This is a genomic window from Deefgea piscis (assembly GCF_019665785.1).
Taxonomy (GTDB): Bacteria; Pseudomonadota; Gammaproteobacteria; order Burkholderiales; family Chitinibacteraceae; genus Deefgea.
Window position 1 is genome coordinate 1,660,036 of record NZ_CP081149.1, and the last position, 17,580, is coordinate 1,677,615.

General features: G+C 45.8%; 18 protein-coding genes. 15 read left to right on the forward strand and 3 right to left on the reverse strand.

Annotation, left to right across the window (positions count from 1 at the left end):
• The 3 genes from pstA to pstS all read right to left on the reverse strand — a co-directional run bounded on the left by pstA (position 1) and on the right by pstS (position 2,969).
• Positions 1–852, reverse strand: coding sequence for a phosphate ABC transporter permease PstA (gene pstA, locus K4H25_RS07675; protein ID WP_221022726.1), 852 nt, complete (start codon positions 850–852; stop codon positions 1–3).
• A gap of 9 nt (positions 853–861) precedes the next feature.
• On the reverse strand, positions 862–1,818 hold the full coding sequence (gene pstC / locus K4H25_RS07680; RefSeq protein ID WP_221022727.1) for a phosphate ABC transporter permease subunit PstC: 957 nt from the start codon (positions 1,816–1,818) through the stop codon (positions 862–864).
• Positions 1,819–1,928: 110 nt separating this feature from the next.
• Positions 1,929–2,969 carry a phosphate ABC transporter substrate-binding protein PstS gene (pstS, locus tag K4H25_RS07685; RefSeq protein WP_255588149.1) on the reverse strand — a complete coding sequence of 347 codons (1,041 nt, stop codon included), beginning with the start codon at positions 2,967–2,969 and terminating at the stop codon, positions 1,929–1,931.
• Between the two features lie 310 nt (positions 2,970–3,279).
• Here pstS and tpiA point away from each other — a divergent pair, with 310 nt between their 5' ends.
• The 15 genes from tpiA to K4H25_RS07760 all read left to right on the forward strand — a co-directional run bounded on the left by tpiA (position 3,280) and on the right by K4H25_RS07760 (position 17,557).
• Positions 3,280–3,990: a triose-phosphate isomerase gene (tpiA, locus tag K4H25_RS07690; RefSeq protein WP_173533760.1), complete on the forward strand. Its 711-nt coding sequence runs from the start codon at positions 3,280–3,282 to the stop codon at positions 3,988–3,990.
• A 36-nt stretch (positions 3,991–4,026) separates the two neighbouring features.
• The gene (secG, locus tag K4H25_RS07695; protein WP_173533761.1) at positions 4,027–4,344 is read left to right on the forward strand and encodes a preprotein translocase subunit SecG; all 318 of its coding nucleotides are present in this window, start codon (positions 4,027–4,029) and stop codon (positions 4,342–4,344) included.
• Between the two features lie 171 nt (positions 4,345–4,515).
• Entirely contained in the window at positions 4,516–4,884 is a 369-nt protein-coding gene (ndhC, locus tag K4H25_RS07700; protein ID WP_221022728.1) for an NADH-quinone oxidoreductase subunit A, read from the forward strand.
• A 5-nt stretch (positions 4,885–4,889) separates the two neighbouring features.
• Positions 4,890–5,360: a NuoB/complex I 20 kDa subunit family protein gene (locus K4H25_RS07705; protein WP_173533763.1), complete on the forward strand. Its 471-nt coding sequence runs from the start codon at positions 4,890–4,892 to the stop codon at positions 5,358–5,360.
• A 32-nt stretch (positions 5,361–5,392) separates the two neighbouring features.
• Complete coding sequence (locus K4H25_RS07710) at positions 5,393–5,968, forward strand: NADH-quinone oxidoreductase subunit C (RefSeq protein ID WP_255588198.1); 576 nt, start codon at positions 5,393–5,395, stop codon at positions 5,966–5,968.
• Positions 5,958–7,214, forward strand: coding sequence for an NADH-quinone oxidoreductase subunit D (locus K4H25_RS07715; protein WP_221022730.1), 1,257 nt, complete (start codon positions 5,958–5,960; stop codon positions 7,212–7,214). The genes K4H25_RS07710 and K4H25_RS07715 overlap by 11 nt, the downstream gene beginning before the upstream one ends.
• Entirely contained in the window at positions 7,214–7,702 is a 489-nt protein-coding gene (nuoE, locus tag K4H25_RS07720; RefSeq protein WP_221022731.1) for an NADH-quinone oxidoreductase subunit NuoE, read from the forward strand. The genes K4H25_RS07715 and nuoE overlap by 1 nt, the downstream gene beginning before the upstream one ends.
• Positions 7,702–8,988 carry an NADH-quinone oxidoreductase subunit NuoF gene (gene nuoF / locus K4H25_RS07725; RefSeq protein ID WP_221022732.1) on the forward strand — a complete coding sequence of 429 codons (1,287 nt, stop codon included), beginning with the start codon at positions 7,702–7,704 and terminating at the stop codon, positions 8,986–8,988. The genes nuoE and nuoF overlap by 1 nt, the downstream gene beginning before the upstream one ends.
• 61 nt (positions 8,989–9,049) lie before the next feature.
• Positions 9,050–11,374 (forward strand): NADH-quinone oxidoreductase subunit NuoG, encoded by a 2,325-nt coding sequence (nuoG, locus tag K4H25_RS07730; protein WP_221022733.1) that lies wholly within the window; start codon positions 9,050–9,052, stop codon positions 11,372–11,374.
• 11 nt (positions 11,375–11,385) lie between these two features.
• The gene (nuoH, locus tag K4H25_RS07735) at positions 11,386–12,429 is read left to right on the forward strand and encodes an NADH-quinone oxidoreductase subunit NuoH (protein ID WP_221022734.1); all 1,044 of its coding nucleotides are present in this window, start codon (positions 11,386–11,388) and stop codon (positions 12,427–12,429) included.
• Between the two features lie 18 nt (positions 12,430–12,447).
• Positions 12,448–12,939, forward strand: a complete 492-nt coding sequence (gene nuoI, locus K4H25_RS07740; RefSeq protein WP_173533770.1) for an NADH-quinone oxidoreductase subunit NuoI — start codon at positions 12,448–12,450, stop codon at positions 12,937–12,939.
• Positions 12,940–12,948: 9 nt separating this feature from the next.
• The gene (locus K4H25_RS07745; RefSeq protein WP_221022735.1) at positions 12,949–13,584 is read left to right on the forward strand and encodes an NADH-quinone oxidoreductase subunit J; all 636 of its coding nucleotides are present in this window, start codon (positions 12,949–12,951) and stop codon (positions 13,582–13,584) included.
• Positions 13,585–13,614: 30 nt separating this feature from the next.
• Positions 13,615–13,920, forward strand: a complete 306-nt coding sequence (gene nuoK / locus K4H25_RS07750; RefSeq protein WP_173533772.1) for an NADH-quinone oxidoreductase subunit NuoK — start codon at positions 13,615–13,617, stop codon at positions 13,918–13,920.
• Positions 13,921–13,952: 32 nt separating this feature from the next.
• Positions 13,953–15,992, forward strand: a complete 2,040-nt coding sequence (gene nuoL, locus K4H25_RS07755) for an NADH-quinone oxidoreductase subunit L (protein ID WP_221022736.1) — start codon at positions 13,953–13,955, stop codon at positions 15,990–15,992.
• 59 nt (positions 15,993–16,051) lie between these two features.
• Positions 16,052–17,557 carry an NADH-quinone oxidoreductase subunit M gene (locus K4H25_RS07760; protein WP_221022737.1) on the forward strand — a complete coding sequence of 502 codons (1,506 nt, stop codon included), beginning with the start codon at positions 16,052–16,054 and terminating at the stop codon, positions 17,555–17,557.
• The last annotated feature ends 23 nt before the right edge of the window (positions 17,558–17,580 follow it).

Sequence of the window (17,580 nt, forward strand, 5' to 3'; positions counted from 1 at the left end):
TTAGTGTTGTTTGGGTTGGCGAAGAATGACGCGGGCAATGATATTCATGCCGAGAACAAATAGGCCAATTAAGAGTGCGCCAGCCCAAGCTAATTGATGCCATTCTGCGTAAGGACTCATCGCAAATTGGAAAATAACCACCGGCAAGTTCGCCATGGGTTGATTCATGTTTGAGTAGAACTGGTTATTTAGCGCGGTAAATAACAGCGGGGCGGTTTCGCCTAAAATGCGAGCGATTGCCAGCAAGATACCTGTAGCTACACCTGATTTTGCTGCTTTTAATGTAACAAACAACACCATTTTCCATTGTGGTGCACCAAGGGCGTAGGCCGCTTCGCGCATGGCGGTCGGTACTAAGAGCAGCATGTTCTCTGTGGTTCTTAGCACCACTGGTATCACCAAGATGGCCAAAGCAAATGAGCCGGCCCAACCTGAGAAATGCCCCACTTGCGTGACGTAAATTTCAAATACAAACAGGCCAATAACAATCGATGGCGCAGATAGCAAGATATCGTTGATAAAACGAGTTGTTGGGGCTAACCAGCCTTTGTTACCAAATTCGGCCAGATAGGTACCAGCCAAAATGCCGATGGGCGTACCAATCAACACGCCCACTGCAGACATCTGCAAACTACCCAAAATCGCATTCGCCAAACCACCTTGACTGCCAGGCGCTGGGGTTGTTTCGGTGAATGTTTGCAATGTTAAGCCTGCAATCCCGTTAGAAAACAGCGTGTACATAATCCAAAACAGCCAAAACAAGCCAAAGGCCATGGCAATCATTGAAAGGATTAGGCTGACGTTGTTAACGAGGCGACGACGTAGGTAAAGGCTAGGATTTAAATTATTCATGACCGATCCTTAAGAATGAGAGCCTTCATTGCGGTTTAGACGCATGAGGAGCAGTTTAGAAAGGACCAAAACGACAAAGGTAATGAAGAAGAGCAAGAGGCCCAGTTCAATCAGTGATGAGGTGTAAAGCTCGCCATGTGCTTCGGTGAATTCATTGGCCAGTGTGGCTGAAATGGTCGTGGCAGGGTCGAACAGTGAATTCATGTCATTCATTGAATTACCAATCACAAACGTAATCGCCATTGTTTCGCCCAGTGCACGGCCTAGGCCGAGCATAATGCCGCCAATAATCCCAGTTTTGGTGTAGGGAACGACGATATTCCACACGACTTCCCAAGTCGTGCCGCCAAGACCATATGCTGATTCTTTGAGCAGTGGTGGTACCACTTCAAAAACGTCACGCATGACCGAGGTGACAAAAGGGATGACCATAATTGATAAAATTAAGCCGCCGGTAAACATACCGATGCCCATTGGCGGGCCGTCAAATAAAGGGCCTAAAATAGGAACGCCTGCGGTGACTTCGGTGATCCAGGGTTGGACATGGTCGGCAAACAATGGTGCAAATACAAACAGACCCCACATGCCGTAAATAATCGATGGCACACCTGCGAGCAATTCAATACAAATGCCAAGCGGACGGCGTAGCCAAACGGGTGAGAGTTCAGTCAGGAAAATTGCAATACCAAAGCTGATCGGTACTGCAACAACCAAGGCAATTGCTGAGGAAATTAATGTGCCACGAATCGATGGCCAAGCGCCAAATTGATCGGTAACAGGGTTCCAATCACTTGAAGAAATAAAGCCAAGGCCGAAAGCTTTGATGCTAGGTAGGGCGCCATAGAGCAAAGAAATAATAATGCCGCTCAATAGAGCAAGCACAAAGAAAGCAAAGAAACGGGTGCTGTTGACAAAGAATGCATCTTGCAGTCGTTGTATTTTCATCCGTTGCGACATATTAGACATCAGTAATTCTCCGGTCCTCCAAAACTTAGAAACTAACAAGCACACTACTTAATTGAGTGTGCTTGTTTTCTGCGCGCGAATTGTATCTCTGCGCAATTCAATCGGGGAAATTATTTCCAGATTGGATTTTTTCCGTCGCTCAATTGTGTTTTCCAGTTGGACTTGATCATTGCAACCACATTGTCTGGCATTGGGATGTAATCCAGTTCAAGAGAAACTTTGTCTGCGTCTGCGCCATAAGCCCAATCGAAGAATTTAAGTACTTCTACGCCTTGGGTTGGTTTGTCTTGTTTTTTGTGCATCAAAATGAACGTAGGGCTAGCAATAGGCCATGCATCTTTGCCAGGTGCATTGGTGGTTACCAGGAACATACCCGGTGCGTTTTTCCAGTCGGCGCTGGCTGCAGCCGCTTTAAATGTCTCTTCTGACGGCTGAACAAATGCACCAGAGCTATTCGATAGCTGTGTATGTGAGAGTTTGTTTTGCTTGGCGTAAACAAACTCAACGTAACCGATAGCGCCTTTAATACGTTGAACGTAATTGGCTACACCTTCATTGCCTTTGCCGCCCACACCTGCTGGCCATTGTACTGAACTATTTGAGCCAACTTTTTGTTTCCACTCTGGCGAAACTTGCGATAGATAGTTTGTGAACAGGAAGGTTGTGCCAGAACCGTCGGAACGGCGTACAACTGTAATGTTCTGTGCTGGCAAGGCGACGCCAGGATTGAGTGCTGCTACAGCAGGGTCATTCCATTTTTTAACTTTGCCGAGGTAAATGTCGCTTAGCAAGGTCGCCGATAGCTTTAATTGGCCAGGTGCAATCCCTGGAATGTTCACAACAGGTACAACGCCACCCAGTACGGTCGGGAATTGAATTAAGCCGTCTTTATCTAGGTCAGCTGGTTTGAGTGGCATGTCTGTCGCACCAAAATCAACCGTTTTTGCTTGAATTTGTTTGATGCCACCGCCTGAGCCGATAGATTGGTAGTTCATGCCGTTGCCGGTTTTGGCTTTATACATCTCGGCCCATTTCGCATAGAGCGGGTACGGAAAGGTTGCACCTGCACCGGTAATGTCTGCAGCAATGACTTGGCTAAAAAGGCCAGCAGTTAAACCAGCGGTAACGAGCATTTTGTGAACTAGAGTCATAATCAGTTAAATCCCTTGGGTTTGTCTGAGTGTGTATGTATTGAACAAGCCGCATCGTAATCGTTTATTGTTTCCGAATTATTACAAAAATCCATGTGCTGAAGTATTGCGAAGAATTTGATATTTAAGGGGCTTGGGTTTTGCAGGGAAGCTGAGTGTATGTAGGGGATGGGGTGCATTATTTAAATCCTTGGGTTTAGGAATTATATGCATGCATGTCTTGGTTATGTTTGCGGGTTTGGGCTTTAGCGTTTGACGTTGATTGGCTGGGAACGTTACCATTTCTACTGTTGATAGGGATAAAGTAAATATGGCAAAGCAACTGGTGGTGGGTAATTGGAAGCTGCATGGCAGTATTGGTCAGGTTAAATCGGTTTTGGGGGAGATTGCCCAGGCTAAGCTACAGGCCAATGTGGGGGTCTGTGTCCCATATCCGTATGTGATGTTGGCAAGGCAGATTCTTCACAATACCCATGTGCAGTGTGGCGCTCAAGACGTTAGCCAGTATCACATCGGGGCATATACGGGTGAGGTGTCGTCGGGGATGCTCGCTGATATCGGGTGTGAGATGGTGATTGTTGGTCATTCTGAGCGTCGGCGATTATTTGGTGAGACGACAGAGCAAGCTGGTGTTAAAATGCGCGCTGCTCTAGATGCCGGCTTGTTTGGGATTTACTGTGTGGGTGAGTCCGCAGAGCAGCGACGTGAAGGTCGCGCAGAAGAAGTTGTTGCGGCTCAGTTACAGGTATTACAAAATTTACCAGTTGGATTGTATGCTGTGGCATACGAGCCTTCTTGGGCTGTAGGTAGTGGCATGGTTGCCTCCAGTGAGCAGATTTCGCCGATGCATGCATTGATTAAAAATCAATTAGATGAACGAGTTAAAGTTCTCTATGGCGGCAGTGTGAAGTCGAATAATGCAGAGTCAATTTTGGCTGTGCAGCATGTCGATGGGGTGTTGGTGGGGGGTGCAGCACTCTCCGCCTTCGAATTTGTAGAGATTTGCAAAGCGGCGCGCTGATGGTACAATTCACGTCGCTCTTGAAATGAGAAAATAATGGACTTTATTACCAGTTTAGTGCTTACCGTAAATGTGATTTCTGCTATCGCTGTCATTGTGTTGGTGTTGATGCAGCATGGCAAAGGTGCGGATATGGGGGCTGCATTTGGTAGCGGATCGGCCGGTAGTGTGTTCGGTTCGAGTGGCTCAGCTAACTTTTTAAGTCGCAGTACTGGCATTTGTGCAACAGTTTTTTTTGTTACGTCGATGGCCTTGGTTTTATTGACCGCACCAAAACAAACTGCCTCAATTATGTCGACAGTACAGCCAGCTGCAGTCGCATCTCAAGTTGAAGGGCAAAAAATTCCTGACTAAATCCATGCCATTGCATGTGGTTTGTCGGTATATACTAAGTTTGGCAGCTATGATGTTGTTAGTTTGCTGACTTAGTGCTTCAAATACGCTGGGGAATCCCAGCGTTTCTATGTAATAAAAATAACAATAAGCTGTCTAGCCTTTTTGTAATACTCTGAACTGGGGATTTTCATGCTGCAAAACTATTTCCCCATCCTGCTTTTTCTGTTGGTTGGTTTACTCGTGGGTGTTATTCCACTGGTGCTGGGCTACGGGGTGAGTAAGGTTTTGGGAACGGCTCGGCCAGATACGGCAAAAAACTCACCTTACGAATGTGGTTTTGAAGCATTCGAAGACGCGCGCATGCAGTTTGATGTGCGGTATTATTTGGTGGCGATTTTGTTTATCTTGTTTGATTTGGAAGTTGCATTTTTAGTTCCTTGGGCCGTTGTGCTTAAAGAATTGGGAATGTTCGGCTTTTTGTCGATGATGATTTTCTTGGCCATTCTGGTGGTCGGCTTCGTCTACGAATGGATGAAGGGCGCTCTAGAGTGGGAGTGAGACAAATGGAATCGCAAGAAAAAGGGTTTGTTACCACAACAGTGGATATGGTCATCAACAGCGCTCGTACGGGTTCTTTGTGGCCAATGACATTTGGTTTGGCCTGCTGTGCTGTCGAAATGATGCACGCGGGCGCTGCACGTTATGACTTGGATCGCTTTGGTGTTGTATTTCGTCCGTCGCCACGCCAATCAGACTTAATGATTGTGGCAGGAACCTTGTGCAACAAAATGGCGCCTGCTTTACGTAAAGTTTACGATCAAATGCCAGAGCCGCGCTGGGTGATTTCGATGGGGTCCTGCGCCAATGGGGGTGGTTATTATCACTACTCATATTCTGTTGTGCGTGGTTGTGATCGCATTGTACCGGTCGATGTTTATGTTCCTGGCTGTCCTCCGACAGCTGAAGCGCTCTTGTACGGCATTATTCAGCTGCAAAACAAGATTAAGCGTACCAATACCATTGCGCGCTCGTGAGGTGAACTGTGGCGAATAAGTTAGAAACGCTCATGGGTAGTCTGCGTGCTGTTTTGGGTGAGGCAAAAATTGCTTCGCTGAAAACCGCGCTGGATGAAGTGACGCTAGAAGTGCCGGCAAGCTTGTGGTCTGAAGTGGCTTTATTGCTGCGTGATGATCCACAGTTGCAATTTGAGCAATTAATTGATGCCTGTGGTATTGATTATAGTACGTATAAAGATGGAGTATGGGAGGGCGCTCGCTTTGCGACGGTCTACCATTTGCTGTCGTACAAATACAATGTGCGCTTACGTGTAAGAGTATTCTGTATTGATGATGCCTTTCCAGTCGTTAATTCCGTGGTTGAGGTTTGGCCAGCAATTAATTGGTTTGAGCGCGAATCATTCGACTTATACGGGATTATTTATCAAGGCCACCCAGATCTACGACGTTTGTTGACAGATTATGGTTTTGTTGGGCACCCCTTCCGTAAAGATTTTCCACTGTCTGGCTTTGTTGAAATGCGTTATGACGCTGAACAGGCACGTGTGATCTATCAGGCTGTAACCATCGAGCCGCGTGAAATAACACCGCGCATTATCCGCGAGGAGAACTACGGTGGCTGCTGAAATCCGTAATTACACATTAAATTTTGGTCCACAACATCCGGCAGCGCATGGTGTATTGCGTTTGGTGCTGGAGTTGGATGGCGAAGTAGTCGAGCGTGCTGATCCGCACATTGGTCTCTTGCATCGTGGTACTGAAAAATTAGCCGAAAGTAAAACCTACATTCAGTCTTTGCCTTATATGGATCGTCTTGATTATGTGTCAATGATGTCCAATGAGCATGCCTACTGTATGGCAATTGAGAAGCTGCTCAATTTAGATGTGCCAATTCGAGCTCAATATATTCGCGTTATGTTCGACGAAATTACGCGGATTTTGAATCATCTGTTGTGGATTGGTGCACATGGTATTGACTGTGGCGCAATGACTATTTTCCTTTACGCTTTCCGTGAGCGTGAAGATTTGATGGACTGCTACGAGGCCGTTTCTGGTGCTCGGATGCATGCTGCATATTATCGTCCGGGCGGCGTCTATCGCGACTTGCCGGATGAAATGCCAAAATATCAAGCTTCGAAAATCCGTAATGCAGCGGCAATTAAGCGTTTAAATTCTAATCGCGAAGGCAGCTTGCTCGACTTTATCGAAGATTTCACCAATCGATTCCCAAAATATGTCGATGAGTATGAAACTCTGCTAACAGATAATCGTATCTGGAAGCAACGTACTGTGGGTATTGGTGTGGTATCGCCTGAGCGAGCATTGGCGTTGGGCTTTACTGGTGCGATGTTACGTGGTTCTGGCGTTGAATGGGATTTGCGTAAAAAGCAACCGTATGAAGTGTACGACAAGATGGATTTTGACATCCCTGTCGGCAAAAACGGTGATTGCTACGATCGTTATTTGGTGCGTGTTGAAGAAATGCGTCAATCAAACCGCATTATTAAGCAATGCGTGCAATGGTTAAAAGAAAATCCAGGTCCGGTCATCACGACTAACCATAAAGTGGCGCCGCCTTCTCGTGAAGGAATGAAGTCGAATATGGAAGACTTGATTCACCACTTTAAATTGTTCACTGAAGGTATGCATGTGCCTGAAGGTGAGGCGTATGCCGCAATTGAACATCCAAAAGGTGAGTTTGGTATTTACATGGTTTCCGATGGTGCAAATAAACCATATCGAATGAAAATCAGAGCGCCTGGTTACGTGCATTTGTCTGGTTTAGACGAAATGTCACGAGGACATATGATTTCAGACGTTGTTGCAATTATTGGTACGCAAGATATCGTATTTGGGGAGATTGATCGCTAATGTCTTTACACAATCTTCTTTCCGTAGATTCAATTAGGCAAATTGACCGTGAAGTTGCTAAATATCCAGCAGAACAATCTCGTTCTGCGGTGATGGGCGCTTTGCGAATTGCTCAGGTTGAAAAGCGTTCTTTATCTAATGAGTTGGTTGAAGCGATTGCAATCTATTTAAATATTGCACCGCTCGCCGCTTATGAAGTCGCGACTTTTTATAATATGTACGACATGAAGCCGGTTGGTAAGTACAAACTTACGGTTTGTACCAATCTACCCTGCGCTTTGTCTGGTGGCTATACCACAGCTGAATATTTGAAACAAAAGTTGGGTATTGGTTTTAATGAAACAACTGCCGATGGTAAATTCACTTTAAAAGAAGGTGAGTGCATGGGAGCCTGTGGTTATGCACCTGTAATGTTGGTGAATAACCACAGCATGTGTAATCACATGACGCCAGAAGCCATTGATAAAAAACTGGCGGAGCTCGAATAATGACCGTCTATGTAAAAGGCGTCGTGTTCGAGGGCGTCGAATTTGAAGATCCAAATTGCTGGCACCTTGACGAATATGTGAAGCGTGGCGGTTATGCAGCGTTGAAAAAAATCATTAATGACAAAATCACTCAAGATGAAGTCATTGCAGAAATGAAGACTTCAGGCTTGCGCGGCCGTGGTGGTGCAGGTTTCCCTACTGGGCTGAAGTGGTCTTTCATGCCGCGCAGTTTTCCAGGTCAAAAATATTTGGTATGCAATACCGATGAAGGCGAACCTGGTACCTTTAAAGATCTCGATATTCAAGTGTATAACCCACATGCTTTGATTGAAGGCATGATTATTGGTGCTTACGCTATGGGTATTTCTGTTGGGTATAACTATATCCATGGCGAAATCTTTGAAGCCTATGAGCGTTTTGAAATCGCACTTGAGCAAGCACGTGCTGCGGGTTTTTTAGGCGATAACATTTTAGGCTCTGATTTTAGTTTTCAGCTGCATGCGCATCATGGTTATGGCGCCTATATCTGTGGTGAAGAAACTGCATTGCTTGAATCATTGGAAGGCAAAAAAGGCCAGCCGCGATTTAAACCGCCGTTCCCTGCTTCTTATGGTTTATACGGCAAGCCAACAACGATTAATAATACCGAAACGTTTGCCTCGGTACCGTACATTATCCGCGAAGGCGGCCAGAAATTCCTTGAGCTAGGTAAACCTAATAACGGTGGCACTAAATTATTCTCGGTTTCTGGTCATGTTAACCGTCCGGGTAATTACGAAATCCCGCTTGGTACTCCTTTTTCTGAATTATTAGAAATGTGCGGCGGTATGCGTGATGGTAAAAAACTGAAAGCTGTGATTCCTGGTGGATCTTCAGCGCCAGTATTACCTGCTGAAATCATGATGCAATGTACGATGGATTACGATTCTATCGCTAAGGCCGGCTCAATGTTGGGGTCTGGTGCAGTGATCGTGATGGATGAAACCGTCAGTATGGTAAGTGCATTAGAGCGCTTGTCGTATTTCTATCATGAAGAATCATGTGGTCAATGCACGCCTTGCCGTGAAGGTACTGGCTGGTTGTATCGTGTGGTACATCGTATCGCGCATGGCGAAGGTCGTATGGAAGACCTCGATTTGCTATCGCGTGTTGGTGATAACATCGCTGGCCGCACAATTTGTGCGTTAGGTGATGCTGCAGTTTTCCCTGTGCGTGGAATGTTGAAACACTTCCGCCATGAATTCGAGGATTTGATTAATCAATCTCAGTCATCCAAGCCTTTGTAATTGGGTCGTCTGTTATTAGTCGAATTTTCTTTTGAATTATTGCCTTTGAATCGAGTCGAGCATGTTGGAAATCGAAATCGACGGTAAAAAATTGACAGTCCCTGGTGGTAGCACTGTGATGGACGCAGCCAATTCGATTGGTGTGCACATTCCACATTTTTGCTATCACAAGAAACTCTCAATTGCCGCAAGCTGCCGTATGTGTCTAGTCCAGGTTGAAAAAGCACCCAAGCCTTTGCCGGCCTGTGCAACACCTGTTACTGATGGCATGAAAGTTTGGACCCATTCTGATCAAGCGGTTACCGCACAGAAAGGGGTAATGGAATTTTTGCTGATTAATCACCCATTGGATTGTCCAATTTGTGATCAAGGTGGCGAATGTCAGTTACAAGATCTGGCTGTTGGCTATGGCCAAACAGGCTCTGAATACGCAGAGGAAAAGCGTGTCGTTGCCAATAAAGATCTTGGACCTTTGATTTCAACGGATATGACGCGCTGTATTCATTGCAGCCGTTGCGTTCGTTTTACTGAAGAAATCGCCGGCTTCCAAGAATTAGGCATGGCCAATCGCGGAGAATTTACCGAAGTAATGCCATTTATTGGCAAAACGGTGAATTCAGAGATTTCTGGCAACGTGATCGATTTGTGTCCGGTTGGCGCTTTAACTAGCAAGCCATTCCGTTACACCGCGCGCACGTGGGAATTGTCTCGCCGTAAATCGGTGAGTGCACACGATGGTTTGGGTTCTAACTTGGTCGTACAAGTTAAGAACAACAAAGTAATGCGTGTATTGCCGTTGGAAAATGAAGCAATCAATGAATGCTGGCTATCAGATCGCGATCGCTATTCATACGAAGCTTTGAATTCGGAAGAGCGCCTGACTAAGCCGATGCTCAAGCAAGGCGGTGTTTGGCAAGAAACCGATTGGCAAACAGCACTTGAATACGTTGCCAATGGTTTAAAGCAAGTGATTGCTGAACATGGCAAAAATAGTATTGCTGCAGTTGCATCGCCAAGCTCTACAGTTGAAGAGTTATTTGCTTTACGTAAAGTGATGGCCGGTTTGGGTGTTGAATCGGTGCAGGCATTCGCTCGCAGTGCTGATTTCTCGCTAAAAACGCAAGGCGCTCAATGGTTAGGCCAGTCATTGCTTGAGCTATCACAAAATGAAGCTGTTTTGTTGGTGGGCTCCACATTGCGTAAAGAGCAGCCATTATTGGCGCAACGGTTACGTCAATCGGTGAAAAAAGGCTTGCAGCTATCCGCAGTCAATGCGCACTCAGATGAAATGTTGACCAAGCTGGTTGGCGAAGTTGTCGTGCGTCCGGACCAGCTGGTGGAAGGCTTATTGCAAGTTATACAAGCATTTGTTGAGTTGAAATCAGTACCAGTGCCTACTGGCGTTGATTTATCGAATGTGTTGGTTTCTGATGCCGCACGTGCGATTGCTTTGAGTTTTGATGGCAAAGCCAAAACCGCCATTTTGTTGGGTAATGTGGCCCAAACTAGCGCGCGTTATGCTGAAATTTACGCTGCTGCAACTGCGTTAGCAGTGCTGACTGGCGCAACATTGGGTGTGCCTGCCATGGCTGCCAATAGTGTTGGTGCGCAATTAGTTGGTGCGGATCTCGGTGGGGATGTGTTTGGTGCAGGTGCATTGGCAGACGCTAAAAAAGCGTATGTATTTTTAGGTGTTGAGCCTGAATATGATGCACACAACGGTGCTTATGCTTTGGCCGCTGCAAAAAATGCAGAAATGGTGGTTGTCATGTCACCATTCCAAAGCTGTGCCATGGATTATGCCGATGTGATTTTACCTATCTCTCCATTTAGCGAAACATCAGGTACGTTCGTGAATATGGAAGGTAAAGCACAAAGCTTTAATGGTGTAGTTCGGCCATTGGGCGAGACTCGTCCAGCGTGGAAAGTATTCCGAGTGCTCGGTAATCTATTTGGATTCTCTGGTTTTGAATACAACTCATCAGAAGAAATTCGTGATGAAGCGCTAGCCGGCGAAATTGCTCCGCGCTTAAGTAATACCGTAGTAAGTACACACGCTGTGCGTGCACAAGCTGCACAGGGTTTGGTTCGCTTAGGCGAAGTGCCTTTGTATCAGGTTGATTCCATCGTTCGTCGCTCACCAAGTTTACAAGCAACTCAAGACGCTTTGCTCGCCAGCACTTTACGTGCAAATACGGCGACACTGACTAAATTGGGCTTGGTTGTTGATGGTCAAGCCATTGTTCAGCAAGAACAGGGTAGTGCCACACTGTTGGTAGCGCTCGATGATGGCTTAGTTGACGATGTAATTCGCGTTGCTGCTTCGCATCCATTGACTCGTAATTTGGGTGATATGGTTGGCGCTGTTGAAGTGCTGAAGGCTTAAGGGGGCAGAACATGGAATTTCTACAAAGTTATTTGGGTTATGACATTGCTTTTGTCGTTTGGACGCTACTCAAGATTGTTTTGATAGTGGCGCCGATTATGGGGGCAGTGGCTTATTTAACGCTGGCAGAACGTAAAGTGATCGGTTTTATGCAAATCCGGATTGGCCCTAATCGGGTTGGTCCTTTCGGTTTGCTACAACCGGTTGCTGATGGCGTAAAGCTATTGTTAAAAGAAATTATTGCACCTAGCGCTGCTGATAAGAAGCTGTTCTTTTTAGCTCCTATCATGGTATTGGTTCCTGCGCTAGGCGCATGGGCGGTTGTACCGTTTTACCCTGGGTATGTATTGGCCGATGTGAATGTAGGTTTGCTCTACGTGATGGCCATTACTTCAATGGGTGTTTACGGTGTGATCTTGGCAGGATGGGCGTCTAATTCGAAATATGCTTTCTTGGGTGGTATGCGTGCAGCTGCTCAAGTAATCTCTTACGAATTGGCAATGGGTTTTGCTCTGGTTGGCGTAATTATGGTTTCAGGTAGTTTGAACCTCACCGCGATCGTTGAGCAGCAAGGTCAGGGCATGGCCGGTGGTTCGCTCTTATCTTGGAATTTGATCCCGCTGTTGCCACTGTTTGTTGTGTATTTCATCGCAGGTGTCGCTGAAACTAACCGTGCACCATTTGACGTGACTGAAGGTGAATCTGAGATTGTTGCTGGACACATGGTTGAGTATTCGGGCATGGGTTTTGCGCTGTTCTTCTTGGCTGAATACGCCAATATGATTTTGATTTCAGCAATGGCTTCGGTGATGTTTTTGGGTGGGTGGTTGTCACCATTCCCGGCGTCAATTCCTGTTCTTGGCGCGGCGAGCCCGCTGTGGTGGGTGTTGAAAGTTGCATTCTTGCTGTTCTGCTTCTTGTGGTTCCGCGCAACATTTCCGCGATATCGTTACGATCAATTAATGCGCCTAGGTTGGAAGATCTTTATTCCAGTAACTTTGGTTTGGATTGTCTTGGTGGGTGCTTGGATGCAGACCCCTTGGTCGATCTGGTAATGGAAAAGGACTTACGCCATGGATAAAATTTTATATTTCTTTAAAACCTTCTTGCTGGTTGAATTGGTGAAGGGCTTGTTATTAACGGGTCGTCACTTTTTCCAGCGCAAGATTACTGTGCAATTTCCTGAGGAAAAAACACCGTATAGCCCGCGTTTTCGTGGTTTACATGCTCAGCGCCGCTACGCCAATGGCGAAGAGCGTTGTATTGCTTGCAAATTGTGTGAAGCGGTTTGCCCAGCTATGGCGATTACGATTGAATCAGAGGCGCGTCCGGACGATAAAACTCGTCGTACCAGCCGTTATGATATTGACCTGACTAAATGTATTTTTTGCGGTTTTTGTGAAGAAGCCTGTCCGGTTGATGCGATTGTAGAAACGCATATTTATGAATATCACGGTGAAAAACGTGGCGATTTGTATTACACCAAGCCAATGTTGTTGGCAGTCGGTGATAAATACGAAGCTGAAATCGCTGAACGCAAAGCTGCTGATGCTAAGTATCGCTAGGAATAAAATATGACTTTAGCGCTTTTTTATATCTTTGCTGCAGTGCTGATTTTTGCCGCATTTCGTGTGATTACAGCTAAGAACCCAGTCCATGCCGTGCTGTATTTGGTGTTGTCTTTCTTTAATAGCGCCGTATTGTGGATGCTGATTAAAGCTGAGTTTTTGGCGGTTTCACTGATTGTGATTTATGTCGGTGCGGTAATGGTGTTGTTCTTGTTTGTGGTGATGATGCTGGATATTAACTTCGAAGCGTTACGCAAGAGCTTTTGGAAGTTTTTACCTGTGGCAGGTACCGTTGCAATCATTATGTTGATTGAAATGGTGCTGATTTTGTCGCATCGTGCAGCACAAATTGATGAATCACGTTTGCTTGAGCCAAGCTTTAACACTGCATCAGCTGAAACATTGGGCATGTTAATTTATACCCAGTATTTCTTGCCATTCCAGTTGTCAGCAGTGTTGCTGCTGGTTGGGATGATTGCAGCAATTGCTCTGACATTACGCAAACGTAAGAATACCAAGTATATCAATCCAGGTGAGCAAGTTCGTGTCAAGCGCGACGATCGCTTACGGATTGTAAAAATGGCCTCTGAGCCAAAAGATTCGGCAAATGATGCCCAGTCTACCGATCAACCTGCAGCCTAATTGGCCTAGATAAGAGTTTAGGGAGGATATGTGCTTACACTGACTCATTACCTTGTGCTGGGCGCAATTATGTTTGCGATCAGCGTGTTTGGCATTTTCATGAACCGCAAAAATCTAATCGTATTGCTAATGGCAATCGAATTGATGTTGTTGTCCGTGAATATGAATTTCATCGCGTTTTCGCAGTTTTTAGGCGATACCGGTGGCCAGATTTTCGTCTTCTTTATCCTAACCGTTGCTGCAGCCGAATCGGCTATTGGCCTCGCTATCTTGGTGGTGCTCTTCCGTAATTTACGGTCGATTAACGTCGAAGATTTGGATAGCCTGAAGGGTTAAACCGGACAACATAGAATCGGACAATAATACCAATGGATATGAAATCGATTTATCTGCTTATACCGCTAGCGCCATTATTGGGCTCGCTAATCGCTGGTTTGTTTGGCTGGGCGATTGGCCGTCGAGCGGCACATATTGCAACGATTGCAGGCGTTGCTGTGTCGTTTGCTTTGTCGGCGTATACCTTAAATTATTTGCTCAATGGTGGCGAATCGTTTAATGGCAATCTCTACACATGGCTTTCAGTCAATGGCGTGGATTTGAATATCGGCTTTTTAGTTGATAATCTCACCGCAATGATGATGTGTGTCGTTACCTTTGTATCGCTGATGGTGCATATCTACACGATTGGCTATATGCAAGATGACCCTGGTTATCAGCGCTTTTTTAGTTACATCTCATTGTTTACTTTCTCGATGTTAATGCTCGTCATGAGTAATAACTTTGTGCAGCTGTTTTTTGGCTGGGAAGCGGTGGGTTTAGTATCGTACCTGTTGATTGGATTTTGGTTTAAACGCCCAACAGCAACATTTGCAAACTTGAAAGCCTTTTTGGTTAATCGCGTGGGTGACTTAGGTTTCTTGCTCGGTATCGGTTTGGTATTGGCCCATTTTGGTACTCTGGATTACGCCGAAGTGTTTGCCAAGGCGCCAGAGCTTAAAGATGCGACGATTAGCTTGTTTGCTGGTACCCCATGGTCATTGATGACGGTGACTTGCATTTTGCTGTTTATTGGTGCAATGGGTAAATCAGCGCAATTTCCTTTGCATGTTTGGCTGCCAGACTCAATGGAAGGGCCGACGCCAATTTCAGCGTTGATCCATGCAGCAACGATGGTAACTGCGGGTATCTTTATGGTTTCACGGATGTCTCCGTTATTCGAGATGTCTGATACCGCACTTAATTTCGTGTTGGTGATTGGTGCCATTACCGCCTTATTTATGGGTTTCCTCGGGATTATCCAGAACGATATTAAGCGAGTTGTTGCTTATTCGACTTTGTCGCAGCTCGGTTATATGACGGTGGCCTTGGGTGTTTCGGCTTACTCAGTGGCGTTAATGCATTTGATGACGCATGCCTTCTTTAAAGCTTTGCTATTCCTTGCCGCCGGTTCGGTGATTATGGGTATGCACCATGATCAAGATATCCGCAACATGGGTGGCTTGCGTAAATATATGCCGATCACGTGGATCACTTCGTTGATTGGGTCATTAGCTTTGATTGGCACGCCATTTTTCTCTGGTTTCTATTCAAAAGATTCAATTATTCTTGCGGTTGAAGCTTCTAAATTGCCCGGCGCTGGGTTTGCTTATTTTGCTGTTGTCGCTGGCGTGTTTGTTACAGCATTTTATTCATTCCGTATGTATTTCTTGGTTTTCCACGGCAAAGAGCAGTGGATGCAAAAGAAAGATACGCATCATGGTCATGATGCACATGATGATCACGATCATCACCACGGTTTGGGTCCGAATGACAAGCCGCACGAGTCGCCATGGGTTGTTACCTTGCCATTGATTTTGTTGGCGATTCCTTCGGTACTGGTTGGGTATATCGCAATTAGCCCGATGTTGGCCGGTGATTTCTTTAAAGATGTGCTGACGGTTAATCTTGAGGCTCATCCAGCAATGGAGGCGGTGGTTCACCATGCGCACGATGCAATGGGGATGGCGACTCACGCGTTTGTAACATTGCCATTCTGGTTGGCTTTTGCTGGTGTTGCAGCTGCATGGTTGTTCTATATGAAGGCACCGCAACTTCCTGCTGCATGTGATCGTTTCTTTACTGCAATCGGCGTTAGAAAACTGCTTGAAGAAAAGTATTACATGGATCATTTGTACATCAATGTGTTTACTGCCGGCGCTCGCGCACTGGGTACGGTGCTCTGGAAAGTGGGTGATACATTGTTAATTGATGGTCTGTTGGTGAATGGGGCCGCTAAGCTTGTTGGCGTGTTCTCAGGTCTTATTCGTCGCCTGCAAACTGGATACATCTACCATTACGCTTTTGCAATGATTATTGGCGCCTTGCTGCTGATGACTTGGTGGTTGGGTGGCGTACTCACTTTGCAGTGATTGGTGTTGTTTCGCTTTTTTGATGACGACAGATTTAATACATAACAAGTAGGTTAAATATGACGGGTAATCTCCTCAGCCTTGCAATCTGGCTGCCCATTGTGGCAGGTTTGATTGTGCTTGCTACGGGTAGCGATAAAAATGCTCCCGCAGCGCGCTGGCTGGCGCTGATGGGCGCTTTGGTTTCTTTTTTGGTTACGATTCCGCTTTACACTGGCTTTGATACGTTTCACGGTGGTATGCAATTCACGGAAATGAAGCCGTGGGTTGAAAGCTTGAATATTAACTATCACCTCGGCGTAGATGGTTTATCTATGCTGTTCGTGATTTTGAATAGTTTTACTACCTTATTGGTGGTATTGGCTGGCTGGCAAGTGATTCAAAAGCGTGTAGCGCAATACATGGCTGCGTTTTTGATCATGTCCGGCTTGATCAATGGCGCTTTTGCGGCCATGGATGCCATTTTGTTTTACGCCTTCTTTGAAGCTATGCTCATCCCGATGTACTTGATTATTGGTGTGTGGGGTGGCGCTCGTCGTGTGTATGCATCGGTTAAGTTCTTCTTGTATACCTTGCTGGGTTCTTTGTTGACGTTGGTTGCGTTTATTTATCTGTACTATCAAAGCGGTGGTAGTTTTGAGATTGCAGCATTCCAACGCTTGCCGTTGACAATGGGCGCTCAAACCATGCTGTTGATTGCATTCTTCTTTGCCTTTGCGGTGAAAGTGCCAATGTGGCCAGTGCATACCTGGTTGCCAGACGCTCACGTTGAAGCGCCAACAGGTGGTTCTATGGTGTTGGCTGCAATTACTTTGAAGCTGGGCGCTTACGGTTTCTTGCGATTTGTATTGCCGATTCTGCCTGATGCTTCACGCGAATATGCCTGGCTCATGGTTACTCTGTCATTGATCGCCGTTGTTTACATCGGTATGGTGGCTTTGGTTCAAACAGACATGAAAAAGCTAATTGCTTATTCATCAATCTCACACATGGGTTTTGTTACGCTGGGCTTCTTTATGTTCGGCGGTGTTAGCGGTAATCAATTGAATTCATGGGCCGTGGAAGGCGCATTAGTGCAAATGATTTCTCACGGTTTTATTTCTGCGGCAATGTTCTTCTGTGTTGGCGTAATGTATGACCGTGTTCATAGCCGTAAGATTGCTGATTACGGTGGCGTAGCTAATAAAATGCCAATTTTTGCTTCATTCATGATGTTGTTTGCGATGGCTAATTCAGGTTTGCCAGCGACTTCGGGATTTGTGGGTGAGTTTATGGTGATCTTGGGCGCGGTACAGGTTAATTTCTGGTATGCCGTTGCTGGTGCTACAACTTTGATTTTTGGTGCTGCTTATACGCTTTGGATGTACAAACGCGTTCTGTTTGGTGAAGTTGCAAATCAAAATGTAGCTGAGCTTAAGGATGTCAATAAACGTGAATTTTTAATTCTAGCGGTGTTAGCCATCGCCGTTTTAGGAATGGGTTTATATCCCGCGCCGTTTACCGAGGTGATGCACCAGTCAGTGAATGATCTGATTTGGCAAGCTTCACAGACCAAGCTTAATTAATCCTTATTATAAGAAATAGGCTA

Bases quoted from the DNA above. Each gene is read 5' to 3' on its own strand.
- pstA (WP_221022726.1), bottom strand. From the start codon at position 852: ATGAATAATTTAAATCCTAGCCTTTACCTACGTCGTCGCCTCGTTAAC.
- pstC (WP_221022727.1), bottom strand. From the start codon at position 1,818: ATGTCTAATATGTCGCAACGGATGAAAATACAACGACTGCAAGATGCA.
- pstS (WP_255588149.1), bottom strand. From the start codon at position 2,969: ATGACTCTAGTTCACAAAATGCTCGTTACCGCTGGTTTAACTGCTGGC.
- tpiA (WP_173533760.1), top strand. From the start codon at position 3,280: ATGGCAAAGCAACTGGTGGTGGGTAATTGGAAGCTGCATGGCAGTATT.
- secG (WP_173533761.1), top strand. From the start codon at position 4,027: ATGGACTTTATTACCAGTTTAGTGCTTACCGTAAATGTGATTTCTGCT.
- ndhC (WP_221022728.1), top strand. From the start codon at position 4,516: ATGCTGCAAAACTATTTCCCCATCCTGCTTTTTCTGTTGGTTGGTTTA.
- K4H25_RS07705 (WP_173533763.1), top strand. From the start codon at position 4,890: ATGGAATCGCAAGAAAAAGGGTTTGTTACCACAACAGTGGATATGGTC.
- K4H25_RS07710 (WP_255588198.1), top strand. From the start codon at position 5,393: ATGGGTAGTCTGCGTGCTGTTTTGGGTGAGGCAAAAATTGCTTCGCTG.
- nuoE (WP_221022731.1), top strand. From the start codon at position 7,214: ATGTCTTTACACAATCTTCTTTCCGTAGATTCAATTAGGCAAATTGAC.
- nuoF (WP_221022732.1), top strand. From the start codon at position 7,702: ATGACCGTCTATGTAAAAGGCGTCGTGTTCGAGGGCGTCGAATTTGAA.
- nuoG (WP_221022733.1), top strand. From the start codon at position 9,050: ATGTTGGAAATCGAAATCGACGGTAAAAAATTGACAGTCCCTGGTGGT.
- nuoH (WP_221022734.1), top strand. From the start codon at position 11,386: ATGGAATTTCTACAAAGTTATTTGGGTTATGACATTGCTTTTGTCGTT.
- nuoI (WP_173533770.1), top strand. From the start codon at position 12,448: ATGGATAAAATTTTATATTTCTTTAAAACCTTCTTGCTGGTTGAATTG.
- K4H25_RS07745 (WP_221022735.1), top strand. From the start codon at position 12,949: ATGACTTTAGCGCTTTTTTATATCTTTGCTGCAGTGCTGATTTTTGCC.
- nuoL (WP_221022736.1), top strand. From the start codon at position 13,953: ATGGATATGAAATCGATTTATCTGCTTATACCGCTAGCGCCATTATTG.
- K4H25_RS07760 (WP_221022737.1), top strand. From the start codon at position 16,052: ATGACGGGTAATCTCCTCAGCCTTGCAATCTGGCTGCCCATTGTGGCA.